The 25,924-nt window shown below is 72.2% G+C and carries 22 protein-coding genes; 11 read left to right on the forward strand and 11 right to left on the reverse strand.

Annotation, left to right across the window (positions count from 1 at the left end):
* The first annotated feature begins 120 nt into the window (after positions 1-120).
* On the forward strand, positions 121-1,326 hold the full coding sequence (locus ACFC1X_RS12190; protein ID WP_376351695.1) for an alanine--tRNA ligase-related protein: 1,206 nt from the start codon (positions 121-123) through the stop codon (positions 1,324-1,326).
* A gap of 22 nt (positions 1,327-1,348) precedes the next feature.
* Positions 1,349-3,193, forward strand: coding sequence for a Na+/H+ antiporter NhaA (locus ACFC1X_RS12195; protein ID WP_376352169.1), 1,845 nt, complete (start codon positions 1,349-1,351; stop codon positions 3,191-3,193).
* A 12-nt stretch (positions 3,194-3,205) separates the two neighbouring features.
* Here ACFC1X_RS12195 and ACFC1X_RS12200 read toward each other — a convergent pair whose 3' ends face one another.
* Positions 3,206-4,141 (reverse strand): MurR/RpiR family transcriptional regulator, encoded by a 936-nt coding sequence (locus ACFC1X_RS12200; protein ID WP_376351696.1) that lies wholly within the window; start codon positions 4,139-4,141, stop codon positions 3,206-3,208.
* Positions 4,142-4,313: 172 nt separating this feature from the next.
* On the opposite strand from ACFC1X_RS12200, the gene ACFC1X_RS12205 reads away from it, so the two are divergent.
* Together ACFC1X_RS12205 and ACFC1X_RS12210 are read left to right on the forward strand one after the other, a co-directional pair.
* Positions 4,314-5,882 (forward strand): sodium:solute symporter, encoded by a 1,569-nt coding sequence (locus ACFC1X_RS12205; protein ID WP_376351699.1) that lies wholly within the window; start codon positions 4,314-4,316, stop codon positions 5,880-5,882.
* Between the two features lie 43 nt (positions 5,883-5,925).
* On the forward strand, positions 5,926-7,107 hold the full coding sequence (locus ACFC1X_RS12210; RefSeq protein ID WP_376351701.1) for an anhydro-N-acetylmuramic acid kinase: 1,182 nt from the start codon (positions 5,926-5,928) through the stop codon (positions 7,105-7,107).
* 34 nt (positions 7,108-7,141) lie between these two features.
* Here ACFC1X_RS12210 and mgrA read toward each other — a convergent pair whose 3' ends face one another.
* From mgrA to ACFC1X_RS12230, 4 genes are all read right to left on the reverse strand, one after another.
* Positions 7,142-8,188: an L-glyceraldehyde 3-phosphate reductase gene (mgrA, locus tag ACFC1X_RS12215; RefSeq protein ID WP_376351703.1), complete on the reverse strand. Its 1,047-nt coding sequence runs from the start codon at positions 8,186-8,188 to the stop codon at positions 7,142-7,144.
* 49 nt (positions 8,189-8,237) lie between these two features.
* Positions 8,238-9,665, reverse strand: a complete 1,428-nt coding sequence (rox, locus tag ACFC1X_RS12220) for a rifampin monooxygenase (RefSeq protein WP_376351706.1) — start codon at positions 9,663-9,665, stop codon at positions 8,238-8,240.
* Positions 9,666-9,847: 182 nt separating this feature from the next.
* Positions 9,848-10,216 (reverse strand): darcynin family protein, encoded by a 369-nt coding sequence (locus ACFC1X_RS12225; protein ID WP_376351708.1) that lies wholly within the window; start codon positions 10,214-10,216, stop codon positions 9,848-9,850.
* A 34-nt stretch (positions 10,217-10,250) separates the two neighbouring features.
* Entirely contained in the window at positions 10,251-11,144 is an 894-nt protein-coding gene (locus ACFC1X_RS12230) for an NAD(P)H-binding protein (protein ID WP_376351711.1), read from the reverse strand.
* 104 nt (positions 11,145-11,248) lie between these two features.
* Here ACFC1X_RS12230 and ACFC1X_RS12235 point away from each other — a divergent pair, with 104 nt between their 5' ends.
* Positions 11,249-12,196, forward strand: a complete 948-nt coding sequence (locus ACFC1X_RS12235; protein ID WP_376352170.1) for a LysR family transcriptional regulator — start codon at positions 11,249-11,251, stop codon at positions 12,194-12,196.
* A 414-nt stretch (positions 12,197-12,610) separates the two neighbouring features.
* The gene (locus ACFC1X_RS12240) at positions 12,611-14,131 is read left to right on the forward strand and encodes a catalase (RefSeq protein WP_376351715.1); all 1,521 of its coding nucleotides are present in this window, start codon (positions 12,611-12,613) and stop codon (positions 14,129-14,131) included.
* A gap of 102 nt (positions 14,132-14,233) precedes the next feature.
* Here the strand turns inward: ACFC1X_RS12240 and ACFC1X_RS12245 are convergent, their stop codons facing one another.
* Positions 14,234-14,566: a hypothetical protein gene (locus ACFC1X_RS12245; protein WP_376351717.1), complete on the reverse strand. Its 333-nt coding sequence runs from the start codon at positions 14,564-14,566 to the stop codon at positions 14,234-14,236.
* Positions 14,567-14,869: 303 nt separating this feature from the next.
* Here ACFC1X_RS12245 and ACFC1X_RS12250 point away from each other — a divergent pair, with 303 nt between their 5' ends.
* Positions 14,870-15,601, forward strand: a complete 732-nt coding sequence (locus ACFC1X_RS12250; protein WP_376351720.1) for a hypothetical protein — start codon at positions 14,870-14,872, stop codon at positions 15,599-15,601.
* Between the two features lie 17 nt (positions 15,602-15,618).
* Here the strand turns inward: ACFC1X_RS12250 and ACFC1X_RS12255 are convergent, their stop codons facing one another.
* The 5 genes from ACFC1X_RS12255 to ACFC1X_RS12275 form a co-directional block, all read right to left on the reverse strand.
* Positions 15,619-17,403 carry an FAD-binding dehydrogenase gene (locus ACFC1X_RS12255; RefSeq protein WP_376351723.1) on the reverse strand — a complete coding sequence of 595 codons (1,785 nt, stop codon included), beginning with the start codon at positions 17,401-17,403 and terminating at the stop codon, positions 15,619-15,621.
* A gap of 173 nt (positions 17,404-17,576) precedes the next feature.
* Positions 17,577-18,902, reverse strand: coding sequence for a phosphatase PAP2 family protein (locus ACFC1X_RS12260; protein WP_376351726.1), 1,326 nt, complete (start codon positions 18,900-18,902; stop codon positions 17,577-17,579).
* A gap of 68 nt (positions 18,903-18,970) precedes the next feature.
* A complete protein-coding gene (locus ACFC1X_RS12265) occupies positions 18,971-19,639 on the reverse strand; it encodes a sigma-70 family RNA polymerase sigma factor (protein WP_376351729.1) in 669 nt (222 codons plus the stop codon).
* Positions 19,640-19,856: 217 nt separating this feature from the next.
* Complete coding sequence (locus ACFC1X_RS12270; RefSeq protein ID WP_376351732.1) at positions 19,857-20,558, reverse strand: hypothetical protein; 702 nt, start codon at positions 20,556-20,558, stop codon at positions 19,857-19,859.
* A gap of 116 nt (positions 20,559-20,674) precedes the next feature.
* Positions 20,675-21,748, reverse strand: a complete 1,074-nt coding sequence (locus ACFC1X_RS12275; protein WP_376351734.1) for an alkene reductase — start codon at positions 21,746-21,748, stop codon at positions 20,675-20,677.
* A 122-nt stretch (positions 21,749-21,870) separates the two neighbouring features.
* Here ACFC1X_RS12275 and ACFC1X_RS12280 point away from each other — a divergent pair, with 122 nt between their 5' ends.
* The 4 genes from ACFC1X_RS12280 to ACFC1X_RS12295 all read left to right on the forward strand — a co-directional run bounded on the left by ACFC1X_RS12280 (position 21,871) and on the right by ACFC1X_RS12295 (position 25,898).
* The gene (locus tag ACFC1X_RS12280) at positions 21,871-22,251 is read left to right on the forward strand and encodes a MerR family transcriptional regulator (RefSeq protein WP_376351737.1); all 381 of its coding nucleotides are present in this window, start codon (positions 21,871-21,873) and stop codon (positions 22,249-22,251) included.
* A gap of 76 nt (positions 22,252-22,327) precedes the next feature.
* Entirely contained in the window at positions 22,328-22,930 is a 603-nt protein-coding gene (locus tag ACFC1X_RS12285; protein WP_376351740.1) for a TetR/AcrR family transcriptional regulator, read from the forward strand.
* A 95-nt stretch (positions 22,931-23,025) separates the two neighbouring features.
* Positions 23,026-24,267, forward strand: coding sequence for an AAA family ATPase (locus ACFC1X_RS12290; protein ID WP_376351742.1), 1,242 nt, complete (start codon positions 23,026-23,028; stop codon positions 24,265-24,267).
* 20 nt (positions 24,268-24,287) lie between these two features.
* Complete coding sequence (locus ACFC1X_RS12295) at positions 24,288-25,898, forward strand: VWA domain-containing protein (protein ID WP_376351745.1); 1,611 nt, start codon at positions 24,288-24,290, stop codon at positions 25,896-25,898.
* The last annotated feature ends 26 nt before the right edge of the window (positions 25,899-25,924 follow it).

Here is a 25,924-nt window from a genome sequence, read left to right on the forward strand (position 1 = left end):
ACCGGCGACCGGAAACGGCCCGTCGGTGGTCTCGTGGCGTTCCGGCCCCTCGCCTCGCCGCCCCGCTCGCACGGTCCCGTTCTCCGGTGCCTCCCGCCTCGCAGCGAAGGAGTCACCTCCATGGACACCGAGCAGATCGTCCGCACGTTCGTCGAGTACTACGAGGAACACGGCCACCGCCGGATCACCGGCTCGACCCTGCTGCCCCCGCCGGGCGACACCGTGCTGTTCACCACCTCCGGCATGCATCCGCTCACCCCGTACCTCGAGGGCCGTCCGCACCCGCTGGGCCGGCGGCTGGTCAACGTCCAGCGCTGTCTGCGCACCACGGACCTGGAGGAGGTCGGCGACAGCACGCATCTGACGGTCTTCGAGATGCTCGGCACCTGGTCCCTGGGCGACTACGAGAGCTCGCAGAGCCTCGACTGGGCCCACCGGCTGCTCACCGAGGGCCTGGGCATCGATCCGGGTCTGCTGCACGCCACGGTGTACGGCGGCGGGGACCAGGTGGGCCCGGACACCGACTCGCTCCGGCTGTGGCAGGAGCGGGGTGTGCCGGTGGAGCTGACGGTGGAGGACAACTGGTGGTCCAACGGTCCGGTCGGCCCGTGCGGGCCCGATTCGGAGATCTTCCTGTGGACCGGTGACACACCGCCCCGGTCGACACCCACCCGCGACGACCGCTGGGTCGAGGTGTGGAACCACGTGATGATGCGTCACCGCCGCCTGGACGACGGCAGCCTGGTGCCGCTCCCGCAGCGCAACATCGACACCGGCCTGGGCCTGGAACGCCTCTCCTCGTTGCTCCAGGGCAGGTCGTCGGTGTTCGAGTGCGACGTCTTCGACCCGTGGCGGCGACTGGTGCCGTCCCTGTGGCCGCTGGACGAACCGTCGCTGCGGCTGGTCGTCGACCACCTGCGCTCGGCCGTCGTCATCATCGGCGACGGCGTACGCCCGGCCAACACCGGCCGCGGGTACGTGCTGCGCCGCCTCGTGCGACGCGTCCTCACCGTGCTGTGGCGGGACGATCCGTCGCGCGGCCTCGGTGACCTCCCGGAGGAGCTGGTCTCCCACACCCTGGACCACTTCCGGCAGGAGGGGGACCCCGAGACCGTACGGCGACTGCTGCTGGAGGAGGAACGCCGCTTCCGCGGGCTCCTGGAGCGCGGCCGGAACGTGCTCTCCCGGCCCCGTTTCCGCGGCCCGCTGGGAGAGGACGACCTCCACTACCTCCACGACACCCACGGACTGCCGCGCGACCTGGTGACGAGCCTGCGCGAGGAACCGGTCCCGGGCGGCCATAATCGCCCGCGTGAGCGAGAGTGAGCCCCACGCGACAGCGCAGGAGATGTCCACCAGGAGCGGTACCCGCTGGCGCACCTTCGTGCAGACGGAGACCGGCAGCGCGGCCCTGCTCCTGGTGGCCGTCGTCGCGGCGCTGCTGTGGGCCAACATCGACTTCCACTCCTACGAGGCCGTGTGGCAGGCCCACTTCACGGTCGGCTTCGACACCCGTCACCTGTCGCTGACGGTCCACGAGTGGATCAACGCGGGGCTGATGAGCCTGTTCTTCTTCGTGGTCGGGCTGGAGGCGCGGCGCGAGTTCGACATGGGGGAACTGCGGGACCGGCGGTGGGTGCTGCTGAGCGCGGTGGCCGGCCTCGGCAGCATGGTGGTCCCGGCCGTGATCTACGTCGTGATCAACGCGGGGCACGACTCGGTGCACGGCTGGGGCACGGCCATGTCGACCGACACCGCGTTCGCGCTGGGCATCCTGGCCGTCCTGCGCCATCGGCTGCCGGCCTCGCTGCGGGCGTTCATGCTGTCCATCTCGGTCGTCGACGACCTGGTGGCGCTGCTCGTCATCGCCGTCTTCTACAGCGACGAGATCCATGTCCCGGCCCTCCTCGTCGCCCTGGGCGCGCTGCTGGTCATCGTCGTCGTGCTGCGGCTGGCGGACGCCGGTCGCGGTCTGTTCTGCGCCTTCCTGGCCGTGGTGGTGTGGGTGGCGCTGCACGAGGCCGGGGTCGATCCGGTCGTGACGGGTCTGGCGGTCGGGGCCCTGGTCATCGCCTACCCGGCGCCCCGTGGGGATTTGGAGCGGGCGAGCCGTCTGTTCCGGCTGTTCCGGGAGCAGCCGACGCCCGAGCTGCAGCGTTCGGCGGCGCGGGGCCTGGCCTCGGCGATCTCGCCGAACGAGCGGCTGGAACAGCGGTTCCTGCCCTGGGTGAGCTTCGGCATCGTGCCGTTGTTCGCCCTGGCCAACGCGGGGATCGAGCTGAGCGGCGCGCGGCTGGCCGACGCGTTCACCTCGCCCGTCACGCTGGGCATCCTGTGCGGCTGCGTGGTGGGGAAGATCGTCGGCGTGGTGGGTTCCATGGCCGGCGCGCAGCTGCTGTCGGGGCGGCGGCTGCGGCCCAACGTGGGCTGGGGCTCGGTCACCGCCGCCGGATCGATCGCGGGGGCGGCCTTCACGGTGTCGCTGCTGATCGCCGCGCTCGCCTTCGAGGGGGAGGAGCTGAACCAGGCGCGCATCGGCATCATCGCCACGCTGATCGGCTCGTTCGCGGTCAGCTGGGCGGTCTCCGGGGTGATCGGCCTCCTGCCCGCGGCGCGGCGGACGCGGGCCCTGCTCGGCACGTCCGAACCGCTGACGGATCTCGGGGTGGCCGTCGACGAGCGCCACGACCATGTGCGCGGTCCCGCGGACGCCGCCGTGACCCTGGTGGAGTACGGCGACTTCGAGTGCCCGTACTGCGGCCGGGCCGAGAGCGCGGTACGCGACCTGCTGGGCAGCGAGACCGACGTCCGCTACGTGTGGCGCCATCTGCCGCTGACCGACGTGCATCCGAACGCCCAGGCGGCGGCCGAGGCGTCGGAGGCGGCCGCGCGGCAGGGCAGGTTCTGGGACATGCACGACCTGCTGCTGGACCGCCAGGACGAGCTGGGCGAGCGGGATCTGCTGCGGCACGCGCGCGAACTGGGCCTGGACATGGAGGTGTTCCGCGAGGACCTGGCGCGGCGCCGGGGCGCCCGGCGGGTCGCCGAGGACGTGGACTCGGCGGACCTGAGCGGCGTGTCGGGCACGCCGACCTTCTTCGTCAACGGCAGGCGCCACCGCGGCGCCTTCGACATCGACGCCCTGAAGCGGGCGGTCGAACAAGCCCGGCGGAGGGCCCTGGTCGGCGGATGAGGTGACGTCCGGTCAGGTGCCGCGGCGGGCCGGGCGGCGGCGGCGCTGGACGGCGCCGTAGGTCTTCTCCAGGGCGGCGGTCGACGCGTCGTAGGAGCGCTGGGCCACGCCGACGAAGAGGCAGTCGACGACGGCGAGCTGGGCGATGCGGCTGACGGTCGCGCCGGAGCGGAACGGGGTCTCCCGGGCGCAGGTGGTCAGTACGAGGTCGGCGCCGGTGGCGAGCGTGGAGCCGGGGTCGTTGGTCAGGGCGATGGTGGTGGCTCCGCGTTCGGCGGCGGCCTGGAGGGGTTCGGTGGTGTCCTCGGTCTCGCCCGAGTGGGAGACGGCCAGCGCCACGTCGCCGGGCCCCAGGAGCGCCGCCGCGGTGAGTGCGGCGTGCCGGTCGCTCCAGATGAAGGCCATGTGGCCTATGCGGTGCAGCTTCTGATGCAGGTCCTGGCCGACGAACGCGCTGGCCCCGACGCCGAAGATGTCGACCCTGCGGGCCCCCGCCACCGCGTCGACCGCACGGCCCAGCGCCTCGATGTCGAGTCCGGCGCCGGAGTCCTCCAGGGCCCGGACCTCGTTGTAGATGATCTTGCCGACTATGCGGTCCAGCGTGTCCGTCGGGCTGATGTCGGTGCCGCCGCGCTCCGGACGCTCACCGCCCAGGGCGTGTTCGCGTGCGGCGGCGGCGGCCAGCGCGAGGCGCAGCTGGGGGTAGTTGCCGGTGCCGATCGTGCGGCAGAACCTCATCACGGTGGCGGCCGACGTGTCCGCCCGCTCCCCCAGCGCGTTGATGGACAGTTCGGCGACCTGCCCCGGGGCGGCCAGGACGGCGTCGGCCACCCGGCGTTCGGAGGGGGCCAGGGAGGGCAGGGCGGCACGGACTCGCGTGAGGATGTCGGCGAGCGGGGCGTCCTGTGCGGACTGCTCCGGCGCGCCGGACGAGGACTGGCGGACCATGGCCCCTCCTGAGTGTGGTGGACACAGGCTAATGGGGCCACCCGGGTTGGTCAAAAATTTACGTACGGTCCGAACAGCCGTTACTTATTGACATCCGGAGTGCGGCATTCCCATACTCGGACGGCCCTCTCCCCACGCCGGCGACCCCACCGGCCAGTGTCTAGGAGCAAGCGTGCGCCAGCTCGACCTCGTCGTGATCGTGGTCTATCTGATCGGGATCGCCTGGATCGGCCTGCGGAAGGCCGGCAAGCAGAAGTCGGCGAAGGACTACTTCGTCGGTGAAGGCCACATGCCGTGGTGGACGGTGTCCTTCTCCGTCGTCGCCACCGAGACCAGCGTCCTGACCGTGATCAGCGTTCCCGGCGGCGCCTACAGCGGCCAGGGCTTCGGCAACGTCGAACTCGCCCTGGGATACGTCATCGGACGCGTCGTCGTCGCCACCGTGCTGATCCCCCTCTACAAGCGCGGCGGGTTCGTCAGCGCATACCAGTACCTGGGCGACCGGTTCGGGCTGAAGCTGCAGGGGCTCGCCTCGGTGACGTTCGTCTTCACCCGGCTCCTGGCCGAGGGCGTCCGGCTGTTCGCCTCCGCCATCCCGATCAAGCTGCTGCTCGACGAGTTCGGCGTGCACGCCAGCTACCGGGTGATCATCATCGTGCTCACGCTGATCACCGTGGTGTACACCTACCTGGGCGGCATCAAGGCGGTCATCTGGACCGACGCCATCCAGATGGGCCTCTACCTCGGCGGCGCGATCCTCGCCGTCGCGGTGCTGTCCGCCCACGTCGGCGGTGACGGCTACGCCCGCGCCTGGGACGCCGGGCGGTTCGCGCTCTTCGACACCGACTTCGGCCTGGCGCACGTCCTCACCAGCCCGTTCGCCCTGCCCACCGCCATCATCGGCGGCGCCATCTTCGCCATGGCCAGCCACGGCTCCGACCAGCTGATCGTGCAGCGGGTGCTGGCCACCCGGACGCTGCGCGAGGGCCAGAAGGCCATGATCGCCTCGGGTGTCTTCGTCGTCATCCAGTTCGCCGCGTTCTCCCTCGTCGGCGCGCTGCTGTGGTCGTACAACCAGGGCAGGTCGTTCTCGGAGCTGGGCCTGTCCAGCTCGGACAACCTCTACCCCGAGTTCATCCTGAACGGGCTGCCCGTCGTCGTCTCCGGGCTGCTGGTGGCCGGCATCCTGGGCGCCGCGATGGGCTCGCTGTCCTCGGCGCTCAACTCCATGTCGAACTCGACGGTCGCCGACATCATCCACAGCTTCTTCCGCAGCACCCCGTCCGAGGAGTCACTGCTGCGGCTCGCCCGCTGGATGACGCTGGTGTGGGCGACCCTGATGGCCGTCTTCGCGTGCGCGTTCAGCGCGAGCACCGGCAACGTCTACCTGACCGGGCTGACCATCGCCGGCTACACCTACGGCGCGCTGCTCGGCGCGTTCCTGCTCGGGCGGCTGGTGACCCGCGCCAACGAGGTGGACTCCGTCGTGGCCTTCCTGGTCACGATCGGGGTGATGACGTACATCGTGCGCGTGGTCAAGATCGACGTCACCACGGGCGGGACCACGGTGTCCCAGGCGATCGCGGCCCAGTGGCTGGTGCCCATCGGGGTGGTGATCACCCTGGTCGTCGGCGGCGTCCTGAGTCTGTTCCACCGGGCGCCGGCGGCCGGCGGGGGCACGCTGGAAGGCGCCGAGCCGGGTACCGGCCCCGACCAGCTCACCGCGGCCGGCCGGAAGTGAGCGGGTCGCCCTCCGGCCCGGACCCCTTCTCACAGGAGACGTCTTGCGTGTGATCGGCCTGATGTCGGGCACCTCCTACGACGCCGTCGAGGCGGCCGCCGCGGACCTCGTCCTCCAGGACGACGTCCTGGTGATGCGGCCCCTCGGGCATCTCTCGGCCCCCTACCCCGACGAACTGCGCGAGCTGATCGCGGGGTTCCTGCCGCCGTCGGACACGACCGCCCGCACCGCCGCCGTGCTCGACACCGGAATCGGCCGCGCCTTCGCCGACGTGGCCGTCCGCGCCCTGCGCGAACTGTGCGACGGGACCGCCGATTTGGTGGTGTCGCACGGGCAGACCGTCTACCACTGGGTCGAGGACGGTGCAGTCCGCGGCACCCTGCAACTGGGCCAGCCCGCCTGGATCGCCGAGGCCACCGGCCTGCCGGTCGTCTCCGACCTGCGCGGCAGGGACGTCGCGGCCGGTGGTCAGGGCGCCCCGTTGGTGGCGATGACCGACACCCTCGCCCTGGCCGCGCTGCCCGGCACCCCGGCCGCCCTCAACCTGGGCGGCATCGCCAACCTCACGGTCGTCGCCCCCGGCGCCGAACCGCTGGCCTTCGACACCGGGCCAGCCAACGCGCTGATGGACGCCGCCGTACGGCATTTCACCGGGGGCGCCCTCGGGTACGACGAGGACGGCCGGCGAGCCGGCGCCGGGCGGGTCGACCCGGCGCTGCTGCGGGAGCTGCTGGACGACCCGTACTACGCCCGGCCGGCCCCGAAGAGCACCGGCAAGGAGCGGTTCCACCTGCCCTACCTGCTGAAGGCCCTGGCCGCGGCGCCGGTGCAGGAGCCGGACGACGTACTGGCGACCCTGGCCCGGCTCACCGCGGTCACCGTGGCCGACGCCTGCCGGGCGCACGGGGTCACCCGGCTCGTCGTCTCCGGCGGCGGGGCGCACAACCCGGTGCTGATGGGCATGCTCGCCGAGGAACTGCCCGGCGTGCCGCTCGGACCCAGCGACGCGCTCGGGCTGCCGTCCGACGCGAAGGAGGCCCTCGCTTTCGCGCTCCTGGGCTTCCTCACGGTGCACGGCCTGCCCGGCGCGATCCCGTCGGGAACGGGTGCGCGCCGGGCGACGCTCCTCGGCAGCATCACCCCGGGCCGGGGGCCGCTGCGCCTGCCCGAGCCCGCCACCGCGCCGCCCCGGCTGCTCCGCGTCACGGACGAACCGGTGTCGTGACCTCCGTCGGCCGCCCGTGCGGGCGGGGCGGGCCTCAGCCCATCTCGCCGGTGCGGGCCTGCCGCCACAGGTCGACGCTGCCGTCGGCGACCGCGTACTTGTCGATCTCGGCGAGTTCGTCGGCGGTGAAGGTGAGGTTGTCCAGCGCGGCCACGTTCTGCTCCAGCTGGCCGGTGCGGGAGGCGCCGATCACCAGGGAGGTGACGCGCGGGTCGCGCAGCGCCCAGGCGAGCGCCATCTGGGCCAGGGTCTGGTCCCGGCGGGCGGCGATGTCGTTGAGCGCGCGCAGCCGCTGGAGGGTGTCCTCGTTCAGCCAGTCGGTCGCGAAGGACTTGCCCTGGGTGGCGCGGGAGCCTTCCGGTACGCCGTCGAGGTAGCGGCCGGTGAGCAGGCCCTGGGCGAGCGCGGTGAACCCGATGACGCCGAAGCCCTCGTCGCCGGCGGCGTCGAGCAGGCCCTCGGTCTCGATCCACCGGTTGAGCATGTTGTACGAGGGCTGGTGGATCAGCAGCGGCGTGCCGAGGTCGCGGAGGATCGCCGCGGCCTCACGGGAGCGTTCGGCGTCGTAGGAGGAGATCCCGACGTAGAGGGCCTTGCCCTGCCGCACCGCGGTGTCCAGCGCCGTCATGGTCTCCTCCAGCGGGGTGGAGGCGTCCAGGCGGTGGGAGTAGAAGATGTCGACGTACTCCAGGCCCGTGCGCTTCAGGGACTGGTCGAGGGAGGCGAGCACGTACTTGCGGGAGCCGCCGCCCTGGCCGTAGGGGCCCGGCCACATGTCGTATCCGGCCTTGGTGGAGACCACCAGTTCGTCCCGGTACGGCGCCAGGTCCTCGCGCATGATCCGGCCGAAGTTGATCTCCGCGGCTCCGTAGGGCGGGCCGTAGTTGTTGGCCAGGTCGTGGTGGGTGATGCCGAGGTCGAAGGCGCGCAGGGCGATCTCCCGCTGCGACTCGAACGGCTTGTCGTCGCCGAAGTTGTGCCAGTAGCCCAGCGACAGGACGGGCAGGTCGAGACCGGAGCGACCGGTGCGGCGGTACCGCATGGTGCCGTCGTAGCGGTGGGGGTCGGCGACGTGGTTCATGGTGGCTCTCCGGTGGGGAAGCGGGGTCGGACGGCCCGTGACGGTCGGGTCAGCCGGTGGCGGCCCCGAACCACCGGGGCAACCGGTCGAACAGGTCCTGCTGGTCGTCACCGACCCATGCCACATGGCCGTCCGGCCGCAGCAGCATCGCGGGCACCTCCAGTTTCGCACCGCCGTCCACGACGTGATCGATCCGGTCCGACCAGCCCGTCACCGACAGCCGGCCCGTCCCGTCGAGGAGCAGCCCGCGGCCGGTGTGGGTCAGCTCGTACAGACGCCCCTGCCGCAGTTCGACGTCCCGCATCCTCCGGCCGACGAGTTCGGGTCCGGCGCCGAGGTCGTAGCGGACGTTCAGCGCGGTGATCTTCTCGGTCAGGTGGCGGCTGACGTCCTCGAACCGCGTCAGTTCCGCCAGCAGGCGGCGCACCGCGCGGGGGCCGGGTTCGGTGGAGAGCAGTTCCATCTGGGCGCGGGTGTTGTCCAGCACGTCGGCGGCGACCGGGTGCCGTTCCGTGTGATAGCTGTCCAGCAGCCCGTCGGGGGCCCAGCCGTTCACCTCGGCGGCGAGTTTCCAGCCGAGGTTGAAGGCGTCCTGGATGCCGAGGTTGAGGCCCTGCCCGCCGACGGGCGGGTGGACGTGCGCCGCGTCGCCGGCGAGCAGCACCCGGCCGGTGCGGTAGCGCTCGGCCAGCCGGGTGGCGTCGCCGAAACGGGACAGCCAGCGCGGCGAGTGCACGCCGAAGTCGGTGCCCGCGCACGCCTTGAGCTGCCGTTTGAACTCGTCCAGGGTCGGTGGCACCGACCGGTCCGCGGCCAGGCCATCGGCGGGTACGACGACGCGGTACACCCCGTCCCCGAGGGGCCCGGCGCCGAACCGCTTCTGGGTCTCGCGGACCTCGGCCACGGTCGCGGCCACCGTCTCCGGCGCCACGCCCACGCTCATCTCGCCGAGCAGCGTCTCCGTACTGGCAGGTTCCCCGGGAAAGCCGACGCCGAGCAGTCTGCGGACCGTGCTGCGGCCGCCGTCGCAGCCCACGAGGTAGCGGGCGCGCAGCCGCGTGCCGTCGGCCAGCTCCGCGGTCACGCCCTGGTCGTCCTGGCCCAGTCCGGCCAGTTCGCGGCCTCGCTCGACTTCGGCGCCGAGTTCGACGGCACGCTCGGTCAGGAGACGGTCGGTGACGGGCTGCGGGATGCCGAGGACGTAGGGGTGCGCGGTGTCCAGGGTGACGGGCGCGGGCTTGTCGATACCGGCGAAGAAGCCGCCGGTCGGGTACCTCCGGCCGTGCTCGAGGAACCGCTCCAGCAGCCCGCGCTGGTCCATCACCTCGATGCTGCGCACGTGCAGCCCGAGCGAGCGCACCACTTGGGTCGGCTCGGTCTCCTTGTCCAGCACCCGTACCCGTACGCCGTGCAGGCGCAGTTCGCCGGCCAGCATCATGCCGGTCGGTCCGGCGCCGACGACGAGCACGTCGATCATGGGTCCCCCATGGTGAGAATGCGTCCGATCGGTCCTGCTGCCTCATGAGGGCAGCGGCCGAGGGCGCCGATTCTGTGCCACGGAGGGGCCCTTGCCGCAAGGCCCCCCATGAGCTATAGCTTGATAGCGGCAGGCAGGAGGCGAGCGGTCCTCCTGCCTTTTCCGTTGCCCCGCGTCGTGTGTCAGGTGCTGATGGTGGTGACCGCGTCGACGCCGTACGTGCGGGCGTAGCCGTTCTCGGTGCCGACGAGGAGGTCGACGACCTCGAAGTACCGGTCCCAGAACCGTGTTTCGCGCAGGGCGTCGACGAGCAGCTGGTAGGCGTGGTGGTCGTCCGCCTCCCAGACCCAGACGTCGGTGACGCGCGCGGAGTAGAACTCCGTGTCGTAGAAGCGTGACCGTACGCCGGTGGTCCTCGCCCTGACGGCGGGGACGACCTGGGTGGTGAAGGCGTCGATCCGTTCCTCGACGGTCATGGCGAGCCATTCGGGTGTGGTCTTGACGAGCATGAACGCGGTGACCGGGGGTTCGGTCGTCTGGGCGGTGGTCATGGGTGCCTCCGGGCTCGGGGTGTGTTCGGGAGTTTCAGGAGAGGACGGCGGGCTCGAGGGTCTGCGCGCACCACTGTTCGAAGGTGGTCGGGGAGGAGGTCTCCGGGGTCCGGGCCACGCCGGCGTCGAGGCCGTCGTCCTTGGCCCGCTTCATGTCGACGATGCCCTGGACGAAGGCCGGGTCGAGGCCGTGGCCGACGAGGGTGGTGCGCACGTCTTCGGGGGCCTGGCGTTCGTAGCGGACGGGCAGGCCCAGCCGCTCGGTCATGATGCGGGCCAGGTCGTTGGGCGACAGGTCCTGCGGGCCGAGGACCGGGACGCTGCCGGTGCCGGTCCAGGACCGGTCGAGGAGCAGGGCGGCGGCCGCGGCGGCGATGTCGGCGACGGCCACCATGGGTGCCTTGCGGTCGGCGTCGACGAGGTCGCTGAAGACGCCCTTCTCCCGGATCGAGTCGGCCTCCTCCAGGACGTTCTCGAAGAAGGAGGGGTTGGCCAGCGCCCGGTAGGCCACTCCGGTCTCCGCGATGAGGTCGTCCATGGCGAGCGACGCGGTGACGAGTCCGGCGCGGCCGGCGACCGGGGTGCCCCGGCCGAGGGCGGAGACGCCGACGACATGGCCGACGCCGTGCACGGCGAGCGCGTGCGCGGCGGGGCGGGTGAAGCCGCGGTAGGCGTCCTCGGGCGTGCGGGAGGCGTCCGGCGGGACGAGCCAGAAGACGGCGTCGGCGCCCGCGAAGGCCCGGTCGACGACCGCGGCGTCGCCGTGCGAGCCGGTGACCACCTCGACCCGCTCGCGCACCGCCTCGGGCAGCCGCGCGGGGTCGCGCACGATCACGCGCAGTTCCTCGCCGCGGGCGGGGGCCGACTCCAGGAGCAGGGACACCAGGTGGCGGCCGATGTTCCCGGTGGGAGCGGTGATGACGATCATGAATACCTCGTGGGGTCGTGCCGGTTCGGTACGCCCTCATCCTGCGAAGCCGCCGGGTGTTGCCACAATGGGAACTTCAGCAAGGGATCATTGCCCGGAATGGAATAACCCTGGTGAACAGCACAGATCCGGTCGCGCCGGTCATCGACGCCAACCTCGTCGTCGCCCTCGACGCCCTGCTGGCCGAGCAGAGCGTCACCCGCGCCGCCGCCCGCATGCACACCTCCCCCGCCGCCATGAGCCGCACCCTCGCCCGGCTGCGCCGCGTACTCCAGGACCCCCTCCTGGTCCGGGCCGGCCAGGCCATGGTGCCCACGCCCAGGGCGCTGGCCCTGCGGGACGAGGCCGCCACGGTGGTACGCCGGGTGGGCGCGCTCCTGACTCCGGCCACCGGCGTGGACCCCGCCGCCCTGCGCGGCACCTTCACGCTTCAGGCCGCCGACCTGGTCGGTGCGGCGCTCGCCGCCGGACTGCTGGAACGGGCGGGCCAGGAGGCGCCGGGGGTCTCGCTGCGGTTCCGGGCCGAGGAGCTGGAGGCCGGGCCGGCCCTCCGCGACGGCCGGATCGACCTGGAGGTGGGGGCCATCGACCACGCGGACCCCGAGACCCACGTCGAGGAGTTGGTCACCCTCCGGATGACGGCGGCCGTCCGGCCCGGCCACCCGCTCACCGACGGTCCCTTGACGCCGCAGCGGTTCGCCGCGGCCGAGCATGTCGCGGTCAGCCGCCGCGGACGCTTCACCGGCCCGGTCGACACCGCCCTCGCCGAGCACGGGCTGAGCCGCCGGGTCGCCGTCGTCCTGCCCGGCCATCTGGCCGCGATGACCTTGGCCGCCCGCAGTGACGCCGTCGCCCTGGTCCCCGCCGCGGCGCCGGGCGCTGCACCCTCGCCCCTCACCGAGCAGGCCGCGGTCCTGGGTCTGCGGCTCCTCGACATCCCGCTGGCCCTGCCGCCCGTGACCATCGGCATGGCCTGGCACCCCCGGCACACCTCCGACGGAGCCCACCACTGGCTGCGCGGGGCCGTCCGCCGGGTCCTCCGGGTGTCCTAGTCGCGCCTTCGCGGACGCGCCCCGGGGCGAAAAGGGCGCAAACGCGCGATTGAGGACGCCGAGCGTGGGCACGCGTTCGCCCTGTCGCCTCCGCTTGCGCGCCCTCGGCGGCGGCGGAGACTGATACGGACGACGGCACTCCGGAAGGCCTGGACGGATGAGTGAGCACGCGGCGCGTCCCGGCGCCGGGACGCGGCACGGGAGCGGGAGCGGCGGTGCCCCCTGCCCGGCCCCGGAGCCGGAGTCGTTCCGCGAACGGCGCGAGAGGTGCCGCGAGAGGTGCCGCGAGATGCGCGAGGCCCCCGTCCGGCCGAACCCGGACCGGATTGGCGTGGCCGCTCCAGGGCACCCCTCCCCCGCGATCGTGCCGCGCGGCGCCTGGGCGTCACCCACTCCACGACGAAAGGCAGTCTCATGACGGAAAAGCCGCCTGCCACCACCATGGACTCCGGCGCACCGGCGGAAAGCGACGAACACTCGCTCACCGTCGGCCCGGGAGGCCCGGTACTCCTCCAGGACGCCTACCTCATCGAGCAGATGGCGCAGTTCAACCGGGAGCGGATCCCCGAACGCCAGCCGCACGCCAAGGGCAGCGGCGCCTTCGGTCACTTCGAGGTGACGCACGACGTGAGCGCCTACACCAAGGCGGCCGTCTTCCAGCCGGGGACGACGACCGACCTGGTCATCCGCTTCTCCACCGTGGCAGGTGAGCGCGGCAGCCCGGACACCTGGCGCGACCCGCGCGGCTTCGCGGTGAAGTTCTACACCAGCCAGGGCAACTACGACATGGTCGGCAACAACACGCCGGTGTTCTTCGTCAAGGACCCGATGAAGTTCCAGCACTTCATCCGGTCGCAGAAGCGGCGTGCGGACAACAACCTGCGCGACCACGACATGCAGTGGGACTTCTGGACCCTGTCACCGGAGTCCGCGCACCAGGTCACCTGGCTCATGGGGGACCGCGGGATTCCCCGGACCTGGCGCCACATGAACGGCTACACCTCCCACACCTACATGTGGATCAACGCGGCCGGCGAGCGGTTCTGGGTGAAGTACACCTTCAAGACGGACCAGGGCATCGAGTTCTTCACGCAGCACGAGGCCGACCAGATGGCGGCGGCCGACACGGATTACCACATGCGGGATCTGTTCGAGCACATCCGTGACGGCGAGTTCCCGAGCTGGACCCTGTACGTGCAGGTCATGCCGTACGAGGACGCCCCGGGCTACCGGTTCAACCCGTTCGACCTGACGAAGGTGTGGCCGCACGGCGACTACCCCCTCATCCCGGTCGGCCGCATGACGCTGGACCGCAACCCGACCGACAACCACGCTGAGATCGAGCAGGCCGCCTTCCAGCCCAACAACCTGGTCCCCGGCATCGGCCCGAGCCCGGACCGCATGCTGCTGGCCCGGCTCTTCTCCTACGCCGACGCCCACCGCCACCGGATCGGCGCGAACTACCAGCAACTCCCCGTGAACGCCCCGGTCGTCGACGTCCACACGTACTCCAAGGACGGGGCGATGGCCTATCGGAAGACGAGCGACCCGGTCTACGCGCCGAACTCCAAGGGCGGTCCCGCCGCCGACACCGAGCGGTTCGGCACCCCGCCCAGCTGGGAGGCGGACGGGGCCATCACCCGCGCCGCCTACGTCGACCACGCCGAGGACGACGACTGGGGTCAGCCGGGCACGCTGGTCCGCGAGGTCATGGACGACGCGGCCCGTGACCGCCTGGTCGACAACGTGGTCGGTCACCTCCTCAACGGGGTGAGCGAACCCGTCCTCCAGCGGGCCTTCGAGTACTGGTCGAACATCGACAAGACCATCGGCGACCGCATCGCCAAGGGTGTGCGCGCCAAGGCCGACGAGAAGGACCCGAAGGCCGCCGAGCAGGGCAACCCGGCCCGACGGTCCATGCAGGAAAAGGCCTGACGCCGGGAGACGGTCCGGCAAACCACGGGGTGCGCGCCGGCTGGCGCGCACCCCGCTCGCCGTTCGGCAGCAACGTGGCCTGACCGGCGAGCGCGGAGTCCGTCACCGGATGACAGAGATCTCCGGAAGCGGCTGCTGCCATTCACCCAATTCGGCAACGAGCGCCCGGCGGGCCAGCCGCCGAGTCCGGATCCACCCCTCATCGACGGACAACACGTCGCTCGTCCATCGACCAGCGTTTTCCGCGCCGCTCATCCGGCTGAGAACAGCGTCGATCTCCCGTAGGTCAGGAAGGACACCGCGACCGAGTTCTCCGTCCTCCACCAGTGCCTCGGCCATCCCGAAGGCGTGGTCGAAGTCCAGGGCGATCTCATCCGGCATCACGTCGTGCTTGGCCAGCCAGGCAACCTGGCAGGGGGCGTCAGCCGCCAGCATGATCAACGACTCAAGCAACAAACGCCGACGGAACGAGGGACCAGGGCTCTCCACGACACGATCGTCGCACGCCTCCACCTGGCCCAGCCCACGAATTGACGAGCGCTCGCCGCCGGTGGGAACGTCGGCGGCGGGCAAAACGCGTTGCCGGACGTGGTGATCGGTCGCTAGCGTGCCGGGCGTGCGTTGATCTGCGGGGCGATGGTCGCGGCCGTCGCGAACGGATTCGGCGCCCTCGGGTCGGCAGGGCTTCGAGGGTGGCTCGGTATGCCCCCCGTAGAGCTGTCTGGAGACGATCGGACCGTGTCCGCACAACACCCCATGACCTACGCGGCGTTCGTCGCCCGCGCCACCGCCGACCCCGGTGTGGTCGGACTCGTCCTCAAGGGATCCCACGCCCACGACGGCATGGCCACCCGCCACTCCGACCACGATCTGTACGTCGTGCTGGCCGACTCGGCGGACACCGGGCTCGCCGGTCTCGACGGATTCCGCTCCGCCGGGCTGGATCTCGTCGTGGTGACCGTCGCGGAGTTCCGCCGGCTCGGCGGCTTCGAGCGCTACGCGCTCGCGCGGGCGCGGGTCGTGCTCGACCGGCTCGACGGGGGTATCGGCGAGATGGTGGCCGCGAAGGGGCGGCTCGACGCCGGGGAGGCGTCGCGGGTGGCGGCCGAGTGGCTGGACGCCTACGCGAACTCCCTGTACCGGTCGGTCAAGAACGCCCGGGACGGCCATCCGCTCGCGGCGCGCCTCGACGCGGGTGACAGCGTCGGCTTCCTGCTGGAGCTGCTGTTCGCCCTCGACCGTCGTCCGCGTCCCTACAACAAGTACCTGGCGTGGGAACTGGAGCACTTCCCGCTCCCGGGATGGGACACGCGAACGCTGCTGTCCGCGCTCGCGCGCGTCGCGGAGACCGGTGACGCGGACGTACAGCGGGAACTGTTCGGCCGGGTGGAGCCCGCGGTGCGCGCGGCCGGCCACGCGGCGGTGCTGGACGCGTGGGGCGAGGACCTCGGGCTGATGCGCCTCACCTAGCGAGGCGCGGCCGTCCCTCAGGTCGCCGTCGCGGCGGCCGCGGCGCGTCCGGCCTCGCGGCCGGAGAACAGGCAGCCGCCGAGGAAGGTGCCCTCCAGCGACCGGTAGCCGTGCACGCCGCCACCCCCGAAGCCCGCCACCTCTCCGGCGGCGTACAGGCCCGGCACCGGGTCGCCCGAGGCGTTCAGGACCCGGCCGGAGAGGTCGGTCTGGAGGCCGCCGAGGGTCTTGCGGGTGAGGATGTTGAGACGGACCGCGATCAGCGGGCCCGCGCCGGGGTCCAGGATCCGGTGGACCGAGGCGGTCCGGCTGAGCGTGTCCCCGGGGTAGGCCAGCGCGTTGCGGATGCCCATGACCTGGACGTCCTTGGTGTACGGGTTGTCGATCTCGCGGTCGCGGGCCTCGATCTGGCGTTGGAGGCCGTCCAGCGCGATCAGGTTGTCGCCGGTCAGCTTGTTCATGCCGCGGACCAGCTCGGACAGGGTCGTCGCGACGACGAAGTCCACGCCGTTCTTCTTGAACTTCTCGATCGGCTCCGGCGTCTGCCAGATGCGGGAGAGGAGCTTCCAGACGTTCTTCTCCGTGAGGTCCGGGTTCTGCTCGGAGCCGGAGAGCGCGAACTCCTTGGCGATGATCTTCTGCGTGGTGACGAACCACGAGTAGTCGTAGCCGGTGTCGGTGATGGACTTCAGGGTGTGCAGGGTGTCGTAGCCGGGGATGTCGGGCGTGCCGAAGCGCTTGCCGGTGGCGTCGAACCACATGGAAGACGGTCCGGGCAGGATGCGGATGCCGTGGCCGGGCCAGATCGGGTCGTAGTTTCTGAGGCCCTCGGTGTAGTGCCACATGCGGTCCGGGTTCACGATCCGGCCGCCCGCCTCCTCGGTGATCGCCAGCATGCGGCCGTCCACGTGCGCGGGCACACCGGTGATCATGGACTTGGGCGGGGTGCCGAGCCGGGCCGGCCAGTTCCGCCGGACGAGATCGTGGTTCGCGCCGATGCCGCCTGAGGTCACCACGACGACCGGGGCGCGCAGTTCGAACTCGCCGACCACGGTGCGGGAGCTGGGTCTGCCGCGCTGTGCCGTGCTCGGTTCGAGGATGGCGCCGCGTACTCCGGTGACGGCGCCGCCGGTCGTCACGAGGCCGTCGACCCGGTGCCGGAACTTGAAGGTGACCCTGCCGTCGGCGCGCGCCGCCCGCACCTTCTTCTCGAACGGTTCGACGACCGCGGGGCCGGTCCCCCAGGTGACGTGGAAGCGCGGTACCGAGTTGCCGTGTCCGTCCGCGAGACCGCCGCCGCGCTCGGCCCAGCCGACGATCGGGAACCACTGCACGCCGAGCCCGGCGAGCCAGGACCGCTTCTCGCCGGCGGCGAAGTCCACGTACGCCTCGGCCCACTGGTACGCCCAGTGGTCCTGGCCGGAGGGGTCGGCGACGCCCCGGTCGAAGCCGGCTGTGCCGAGCCAGTCCTGCCAGGCCAGTTCGCGCGAGTCCTTGATGCCCATCAGGCGCTGTTCGGCGGAGTCCACGAAGAAGAGACCGCCGAACGACCAGAACGCCTGCCCGCCCAGGCTCGCCTCGGGTTCCTGGTCGAGGAGCAGCACCTTGCGGCCCGCCGCGGCGAGTTCGGCCGTGGCCACCAGCCCGGCGAGACCGTGTCCGACCACGATCGCGTCCGCCGCCTGCTCCTCGGCCGCGAAGGCGGGCATCGCCTGGGCCAGTGTCGCCGCCGCGAGCACTCCCCCGGTCACGGTCAGGGCGTTGCGGCGAGTGATCCCGGCAGGTAGCGGCGTGTTCTGCATGGGCTGCCTTCCGACGGTGTACGGAGGGGCGGAGGGACACGGGAGTCACTCCTGCGCCGACAGGGTGTTACCGACGGTAGCCCAGCGGGTGTCCGACGACCAGAGCGCCGCACCGCTTTCGTGAACAGCCTTACTCCGCAGGCCCGTTGGGCTCTCCAGGGGGCCGCACCGCCTCAGACGAGTTCGGGCTGCGGCTCAGCCGGCCTCGGCGGCTCCGGTTGCCGCGCCGGCTCGGGCTGCGGCTCCCACGCCTTGGTGGTCCGCAGATACCCGAACACCACCGAGGCCATCGCGAGGAGGAGGAGCGGTCCGGCCACCCACGGGTACGCGGCCATCTCCTCCGGGAGCCAGCGGTACGAGACCAGCAGCACCGCGAACACCGTCGCTCCGTGGGCGACCAGCCGGACGGCCGACCGGTCCCAGCCGCGGGCGAACGCGCGCATCGCCGCCTCGACCGTGAGCGCGAACACCACGCCGGCGATGAGGTCCACGCCGTAGTGGTAGCCGAAGCCCAGCGTCGCGGTCAGGGTGGCCACCAGCCAGAAGGTCCCGGCGTACCGCATCGGGCGCGATCCCTTGCGCGAGTGGACGAAGAGCGTCGTCGCCCACGCCGTGTGCAGACTGGGCATGCAGTTGCGCGGGGTGATCTCGTCGAACGGCACCGCGTGCGGGGCACCGATCGACGGCAGGGTGTCCGGCCACAGGTTGGCCACCGCCCACTGCCCGCCCTCGGCTCCGTAGGCGTACACGGGCCCGACGACCGGGAAGAGCATGTAGACGGCGGGCCCGAGCAGGCCGATGACGAGGAAGGTGCGGACGAGATGGTGGCTCGGGAAGCGGCGCTCGACCGCCACGTGGCGCAGTTGGTAGAGGCCGACCAGGGCCGCCGCCAGCGGGAGCTGGCCGTAGACGACGTGCAGGATGCCGTCGCCGACCGGCGAGGTGGCCTCCACCAGCCGGCCGACCAGCCAGGAGGGATCGCCCAGCGCGTGGTCGGCGGTCGCCAGATAGGGGTCGAGCACCGTCGGGCGGGTCTCCGACGTGATGAGCAGCCAGGTGTCCCCCGTCTTGTGCCCGGCCACCAGCAGCAGGCCCAGCCCGACACCCTTCAGCAGCAGCGCTCGTTCCCGGCCGGTACGACGCGTGACGGCGACGACCGCGCAGCCCAGGACCACCCACAGGGCGCCGTTGCCGAAGTTCATGTCCGCGCCGACCGCCCAGCGCACCGGCCACAGCACGAGGTCGACGCCGATCGCCACACCGGCCGCGACGAACCGCTGCCGCCAGGTGAGCACCACCATCGTCAGCGCGAGCCCCGCGTACAGCAGCGGCCCGGAATCCGGGGCGAAGACCACCTCGCGGGCCTGCTGGGTGATCGGTCCCGGCTCGCCGTAGTGGCGCGCGGCGAACTCCAGCGCGATGAGGAACCCGAGGGTCGCCACACCCGCCGCGGCCCAGAGCGTCGTTCGCGCGGATATTCGTGTCGGTATGGTTTTCAATTATTCGGCCTGATTGCTAGGGGGCGGACAAACGGCTCACTCATGGCGATGTCACGAGTTCGAACATGCTAACGGCAGGCTGTGCGGGACCTGATCGCCCGTTGTGCGTCCGGCGGCCCGGTGCGCTCGGCCTCGCCGAGGGACCGGATCAGCGCCTCGCGGGCGCGGGCCACCCGGGAGCGGACCGTGCCGACCGGGCAGCCGGTGAGTTCGGCTGCCTCCGCGTAGGAGACACCGACGAGTTGGGTCAGGACGAAGGCCTCGCGCCGGTCGTGCGGCAGCGCGTCCAGCAGTTCGGCGAGGGCGATGCCGTCGTCGAATCCCGGCAGACCGTGTTCCTGGGCACACTCGGCGGCGGTCTCCCAGTCGTCGGTGGCCAGCAGCCGGGGCCGGGCGGACGCGTGCCGGTAGCTGTCGATCACCGCGCGGCGGGCGATGGCCAGCAGCCAGGTACGGGCGGAGGAGCGGCCCTCGAAGCGGTGCAGGCTGCCGAGCGCCCGCAGGAAGGTGTCCTGGGCCAGGTCGTCGGCGGACTGGGGGTCGGCGCCGAGGTGGGTGACGAAGCGGCGGACGTCCCGCTGGAGGGCGCGGACGAGGTTCTCCACGGCCCGCGGATCGCCGCCGCGGGCGGCCAGCGCCCAGAGCGTCGCCGACTCGTCGGCGGACGTCCGCTCCTGACGTGCTCTCGCGGCACGTGCCGCCCGGTCATGGACGGCGGAGGGGGCAGGACTGATCACATGCTGTCCTTCTCGTGAGTCCGGGTCTCCGGCACACGACGCGCGGCATGCGGTCACCGCGTGCGCGGATGCCCGGATTCCGGACCCGGCGGCGCGGAGTGCGCGGCGGGGCCCGGTGACGGGGTGGGAGTGGCGGACGTACCCGCGGGGCGGTGTACGTCCGGCGCCCGGCCCGGCCCGGCGTGGAACGCCGGACGCGGTCGGGGGACCGGCTGTCTCAGACGACAGCGGTGCCCGCGGGCGGACCCCGAGAAGTGATCGCGTGAACGAGGAACAGCCGTGGCGGCCGGTGGGCCGCGTGGCCGCGGCGCGGGACGGGACGCGGCCGGTGCGGTGGCACCGGGAGCGTGAGGACCAGGCGCAGCGGGGCGGCCAGCCATCCGGCGACGGCCCGCAGGATGCGGAAGACCGCGCGCTCGCCGTACGCCAGCCACAGGCCGCTCAGCAGCGCGGCCAGCAGGTGGGCGGCGAGCATGCCCGACGAGGACATCGCCTCCATGACCGGGCCGAAGCCCGTCATCGAGTCCATGGCGCCCGCCGGCCCCGCGGTGGAGCCGCCGTGCGCGGCGGGATGCATGGCATGGCCCAGGTGGGCCATGCCGGCCGTGTGATCGGGGGTGGACGCGCCGCCGCCCATGGGCATCGGGGACGCGGGCGGCGCCGTGAGCCGCTGGGCGTAGGAGAACCACTCGTGCAGTGCCGTCTGGGCGACCACCACGACGGACGAGACGAGGAGGACCCCGCGCTCCCGGCCGGCCAGGCACCATCCCGCGCCGCCGGTCACGGTGACCGCGGCGACGAGGGCCCACCAGGGCACGGAGGTGTCCGACATCAGGACGTGCCCGAGGGTGGCGAGCAGCACGCAGACGGCCGCGAACACCGCGGCCCGCGTCGTGCGGCAGCACCACCCAGCAGTCATGGCGGCTCATCCTCGCATTCGCAGCCCCGCCGTCATGAGAGGGATACGAAACTTCCCCGCCTGGCAACCGCGCGCCGGTGCGTGATTCACATCACACACCGGCGTCCGAGCGGTTGTCAGGCGGTGTGCTGGTAGGCCGAGTAGGTCAGGTAACCGGCGTCGCCGCCCTGGTAGTACGTGTCCTCGTCCACCGGGGCGACCGGGAGCCCGGTGCGCAGCCGCTCGACCAGGTCGGGGTTGGCGATGAACCCGCGGCCGAAGCTGATGAGGTCCGCGCCGAGCCCGAGCCAGTGGTCGGCCTCGTCCCGCCCGGCCTGCTTCGGCCCCATCGGCAGCACCGGGTTCATGATGAGCGTGCCCGGCCAGGCGCGGCGCAGACCGACCAGCACCTCCTCCTCTGCGGTGGCCTCGACGTGGACGTAGGCGAGGCCGAGGCGCGCCAGTTCGGTCAGCAGCTCGGCGTACAGCTCGGGGACGTCGGTCTCCTCGACGCCCCAGAAGGTCCCGGCCGGGGAGAGGCGGATGCCCGTCCGGTGGGCGCCCACGGCCTCGGCGGTCGCGGACACCGCCTCGACGGCGAAGCGGATCCGGTTGGCCACCGGGCCGCCGTAGCGGTCGGTGCGCAGGTTCGCGTTGGAGGAGAGGAACTGCGAGATGAGGTAGCCGTTGGCGCCGTGCAGTTCGACCCCGTCGAAGCCGGCGTCGACCGCACGGCGGGCGGCAGCGGCGTAGGAGAGGGCGTGTTCGGGCACCTCTGCGGTCTCCAGGGCGCGCGGAGTCGGCGCCGTCTGGGGGCCGGTCGGGGTGAACACCTTTCCGACGGCGGGGACGGCCGAGGGTCCGACGGGCCGCATGCCCGTGGTGTCCGGGTGCGAGACGCGTCCCCCGTGCATGATCTGGGCGAAGATCCGTCCGCCGTTGGCGTGCAGGGCGCCGGTCACCGGGCGCCAGGCGGCCACCTGTTCGTCGGTGTACAGCCCGGGCGTACCGGGGTTGGACTGTCCGACGAGGCTCGGCTGCACGCCTTCGGAGACGATCAGTCCGGCCGAGGCGCGCTGGGCGTAGTACGTCGCCATCGACGGCGTGGCCAGCCCGCCCGCCGCGGCACGGACGCGCGTCATCGGGGCCATCACCATCCGGTTGGGCAAGGTCAGTTCACCGAGCGGGTAGCTGTCGAAGAGGGACGTCACGTCGGAACTCCTTGGTCGCGCGGGGCCCGGATGTCGGGCTCGGCGGCTACGCTAAAACCTGACACTGACGTCAGAGGCAAGGGTCTGTGTCCCGGATCACAGCGAGCAGTGGGGAGTACGGCATGCGCATCGGGGAGCTGGCGTCACGGGCCGGGGTCAGCGTCCGGTCCGTCCGCTACTACGAGGACCAGGGGCTGCTGGCCAGCACCCGCAGCGCGAGCGGCCAGCGCCACTACACGGACCATGAGGTCGAGCGGGTCAGGTTCCTCCAGCGGCTCTATGCGGCGGGACTGTCCAGCCGCACCATCGCCGAACTGCTGCCGTGCGTCGACTCGCCCAGCGAGGACAACTCCGACGCCGCCCTGGAGCGCATGGCGCAGGAGCGCGACCGGCTGTCCGAGCACATCGCGGAGCTCATGAGCACCCGGGACGCGCTCAGCGCGCTGATGGCCGGGGCGCGAGAGTACCGGGAGACCCGCTGGGCGGCGGCGACGCACCACTGACCCCCCAGGTTGCCTAATCATGTTAGGCACACACATAATCTTCTACGGTGCTCGGCAGGTGACGTGGAGGACGAGTGTGGCGCGGGCAGGACTGACGACGGAGACCCTGTTCAGGGCGGGGGCCGAGCTGGCCGACGAGATCGGGTTCGAGCACACCACACCCACGGAGCTGGCCCGCCGGTTCGGGGTCCGCACGGCGAGCCTCTACTCGCACGTGAAGAACGCCCACGAACTCAAGACCGGCATCGCGCTGTTCGCTCTCGAAGAGCTGGCCGACCTGGTCTCCGAGGCGGTGGCCGGCCGGGCCGGCAAGGACGCGCTGACCGCCTTCGCCAACGCCTACCGCGACTACGCCCGTCGGCACCCGGGCCGTTTCGCCGCCGCGCAGTTCCGCCTCGACCCCGAGGCGGCGGCGTCCAGTGCCGGTGCGCGGCACGCCCAGATGTCGCGGGCCATCCTGCGCGGATACGACCTGGCCGAACCGCAGCAGACGCACGCCGTGCGCCTGCTGGGCAGCGTCTTCAGCGGATACGTCGGCCTGGAGACGGCCGGGGGGTTCAGCCACAGCGCACCCGACGCGCAGGAGAGCTGGACGGAGATCCTCAACGCGCTGGACTCCCTGCTGCGCACCTGGCCGACCGGCGGTGAAGAAGGGCGCCCACAGCGCCCGTTGACGTGAAGCCGTCCGCGTCGCAGGCGTCCTGATCACCCGGCGCACACGCGGGATAGGCTCCGACCTGCCAGCCCCCGGACGTGACAGGCAAGGAGTCGGCGATGGGCCCACAGGACGCGCGGGACCATCCGGCCGCGCCCACCGCGCAGGACGACACCGCACAGGACACCGCCCGGCGACTCCGCGCGATCGGCGAGGAGTTGTCGGACCGCTTCTACGAACGGGCCGACGTGGTGCGGACCCTGCTGGTGACACTGCTGGCGGGCCGGCACTCCCTCATACTGGGCCCGCCCGGGACGGCGAAGTCCGAGCTGGCCCGGGAACTCACGGGCAGGATCGACGGGGCGTCCTACTGGGAGATCCTGCTGTCGAAGTTCACGGCGCCGACGAGGATGTTCGGCCCGATCGACGTCGCCGCGCTGTCCCGGGGCGAGTACCGCCAGGTCTACGAGGGCCGCGCCACGACCGCGCACGTCGCGTTCATCGACGAGATCTTCAAGTGCTCCACGGCGGCGCTGAACGAGACGCTGGGCTACCTCAACGAACGGATCTACCACCCCGAGAGCGGCGGGGAACCCGTTCGCTGCCCCCTCATCGGGGCCATCACGGCGAGCAACGAGCTGCCCACCGGAGAGGACTCGGCCGCCATCTACGACCGGCTTCTGGTGCGGATCGAGGTCTCGTACCTGGAGGACCCCTCGAACTTCGCCGCGCTGGTCCGCTCCGCCGTCGGCCGCCCGGCCCCATCGCCGCGGACCACGGTGGAGCTGGCCGCGCTGCAGCACGCCGTGACCGGGGCCGTCCCGGCCGTCGACGTCCCCGACGCGATAGTGGACGCGCTGTGCACGCTGCGCGCGGCCCTGCGCCGCAAGGAACTGGTCGCCTCCGACCGGCGCTGGCGGCAGGCGGTGGGCCTGCTCCAGGCCTCCGCCTTCCTCGACGGCCGCGCCGCGGTCGCCGAGAGCGACCTGTCGGTGCTGACCCATGTGCTGTGGCACTCCCCCGCCGAACGCCCGACGGTCGAACGCGAGGTGCTGCACCTGGTGAACCCCGACGCCCGCGAGGCCCTGGACCTCGCCGACACCATCGACGAACTGGAGACCCAGCTCGACGCCATGGCCGGGCAGTCCCGCGAGGCGCTGAGCGAGTGGGTCATCAAGAAGGCCCACAACCAGCTCGCCACCGCCGGGACCCGGCTGGAGAAACTGCGGGAGGAGGCGGTGGTGGCCGGCCGCTCCACCGCCGCCATCGACCGGGTCACCGGCCGCCAGCGCGCCGTCCGCGCCCGGGTACTCACCGAGGCCCTCGGCGTGGACGCGAGCACGGTGCAGTCCCGGCTCTGAACACGAGGGCGAACAGGACCATGGACGAGATCCCGACCCGGCTGGAGGGTCTGGCGGCCCGGGCCGCGCCATGGCTGGCCGGGTCGGCCACCGCTCCCGCACGCCACACCACGGCCGTGGTCGCCGACCGTTTCGACCGGATCGCCTGGCGCGACACCTACGAGCAGTCGCCCGCGCTGCGCGACCTGGCCGCGGAACTGGGCGAGCGCCACACGCACGCCACCGACCTGCTGACCGACGCGTTCCTGGCCGCCTACCGAGTCGGCCCCCGACTGCGCGAACCCGGCGAGATGGACCCCACCCGGCTGGTCAACCACCGTGTCGTCGGGGCCCTGCTGGAGTCGCCGCACTTCGCCGAACTGCACCGCGAGACGGCCGGCGACCCGTACGCCGCCGCCATGGCCGTACTCGCCCAGGCCGGTGCGCTGCGCCGGATGCTGGACGACTCCGGGGACGCCCAGGAGCGCGCGGAGCGGGCGGGTCGGGCCCGCGGGGACGCCGAGGACGCGGCCACCGCCGTCGCCGAGGCGCTCCGGCAGGCCGCCGAGGAGGCCGACGAGGACGGCACCGTGCCGGGTCCGGCCGCCGACGCCGTACAACGGGCGATGGAGAGCGCTCGGGCCCACGCCCGGCAGGCCGCCCAGGAGGCTCGTCAGGCGCTCGCGGCGCCCCTGCCCGGGATGCCCGCCGCCGCGCGCAGCGGGGTGGCGAAGGCCGTGGCGGCCGCCCGGGAGGAGGCCGCGCTGATGCGGGCCTGGGGCGTCGGTTCCGGCGAGCTGGAGCGGATGCCCTTCGAGCGGCGCGCCCGGCTCGCCGAGCGGCTGCGCACCAGTCGGCTCGCGCGGTGGGCCGAGCTGATCGGCCGTTTCCGGCAGATGGCCGAGGGCGAGCGCGCCCGCAAGGTGGAGAACGCCACCGGCGAGCTGATCGGTGTCACGCTCGGCGACGACCTCTCCCGCGTCATCCCCTCCGAACTGGCCCATCTCGGCCTGGCGGAACTGCGTGCGGTGTTCGCCGCGCGCTACGCCGCCGGGGAGCTGATGCTCTACGACAGCCAGGGCGAACAGGCCACCGGCCGGGGCGCGGTCATCGCGTGCGTGGACACCTCGCACTCCATGTACGAGGCCGGGCCCGGCGGCATCACCCGGGAGGCGTGGGCGAAGGCGTGCGCCCTGGCGCTGCTGGACCAGGCCCGCCGGGCGGGGCGCGACTTCGTCGGCATCCTCTTCTCCGCCGCCGACCGACTCCAGGTCTTCCGCTTCCCCGCCGACGGGCCCGCCGACCTCGGCCGGACCCTCGACTTCGCGGAGACCTTCCTCGGCGGCGGCACCAGCTACCAGCGGCCCCTGTCGGCGGCGGGCGAGCTGCTGAGGGAGGAGTTCGACGACGCCGCCCGCAGGCGCGGGGACATCGTGATGCTCACCGACGACGACTGCGGCGTCACCGAGGAGTGGATGCGGGACTGGAACGACGCCAAGCGCCTGCTGGGCTTCCGGGTCTTCGGGGTCGCCATCGGCACCCCGCGGGTCGCCGAGGCCGGGTCGGTCCTGGAGGCCCTGTGCGACAACCTCCGCTCGGTCGAGGACTTCACCGACGTGCACGCCGCCGCCGACCTCTTCCGCGTGATCTGACGCCCAGGGCCTCCGGTCCCGCCCGC

The sequence above is a fragment of the Streptomyces sp. NPDC056128 genome (genome assembly GCF_042263835.1).
Classification (GTDB): domain Bacteria; phylum Actinomycetota; class Actinomycetes; order Streptomycetales; family Streptomycetaceae; genus Streptomyces.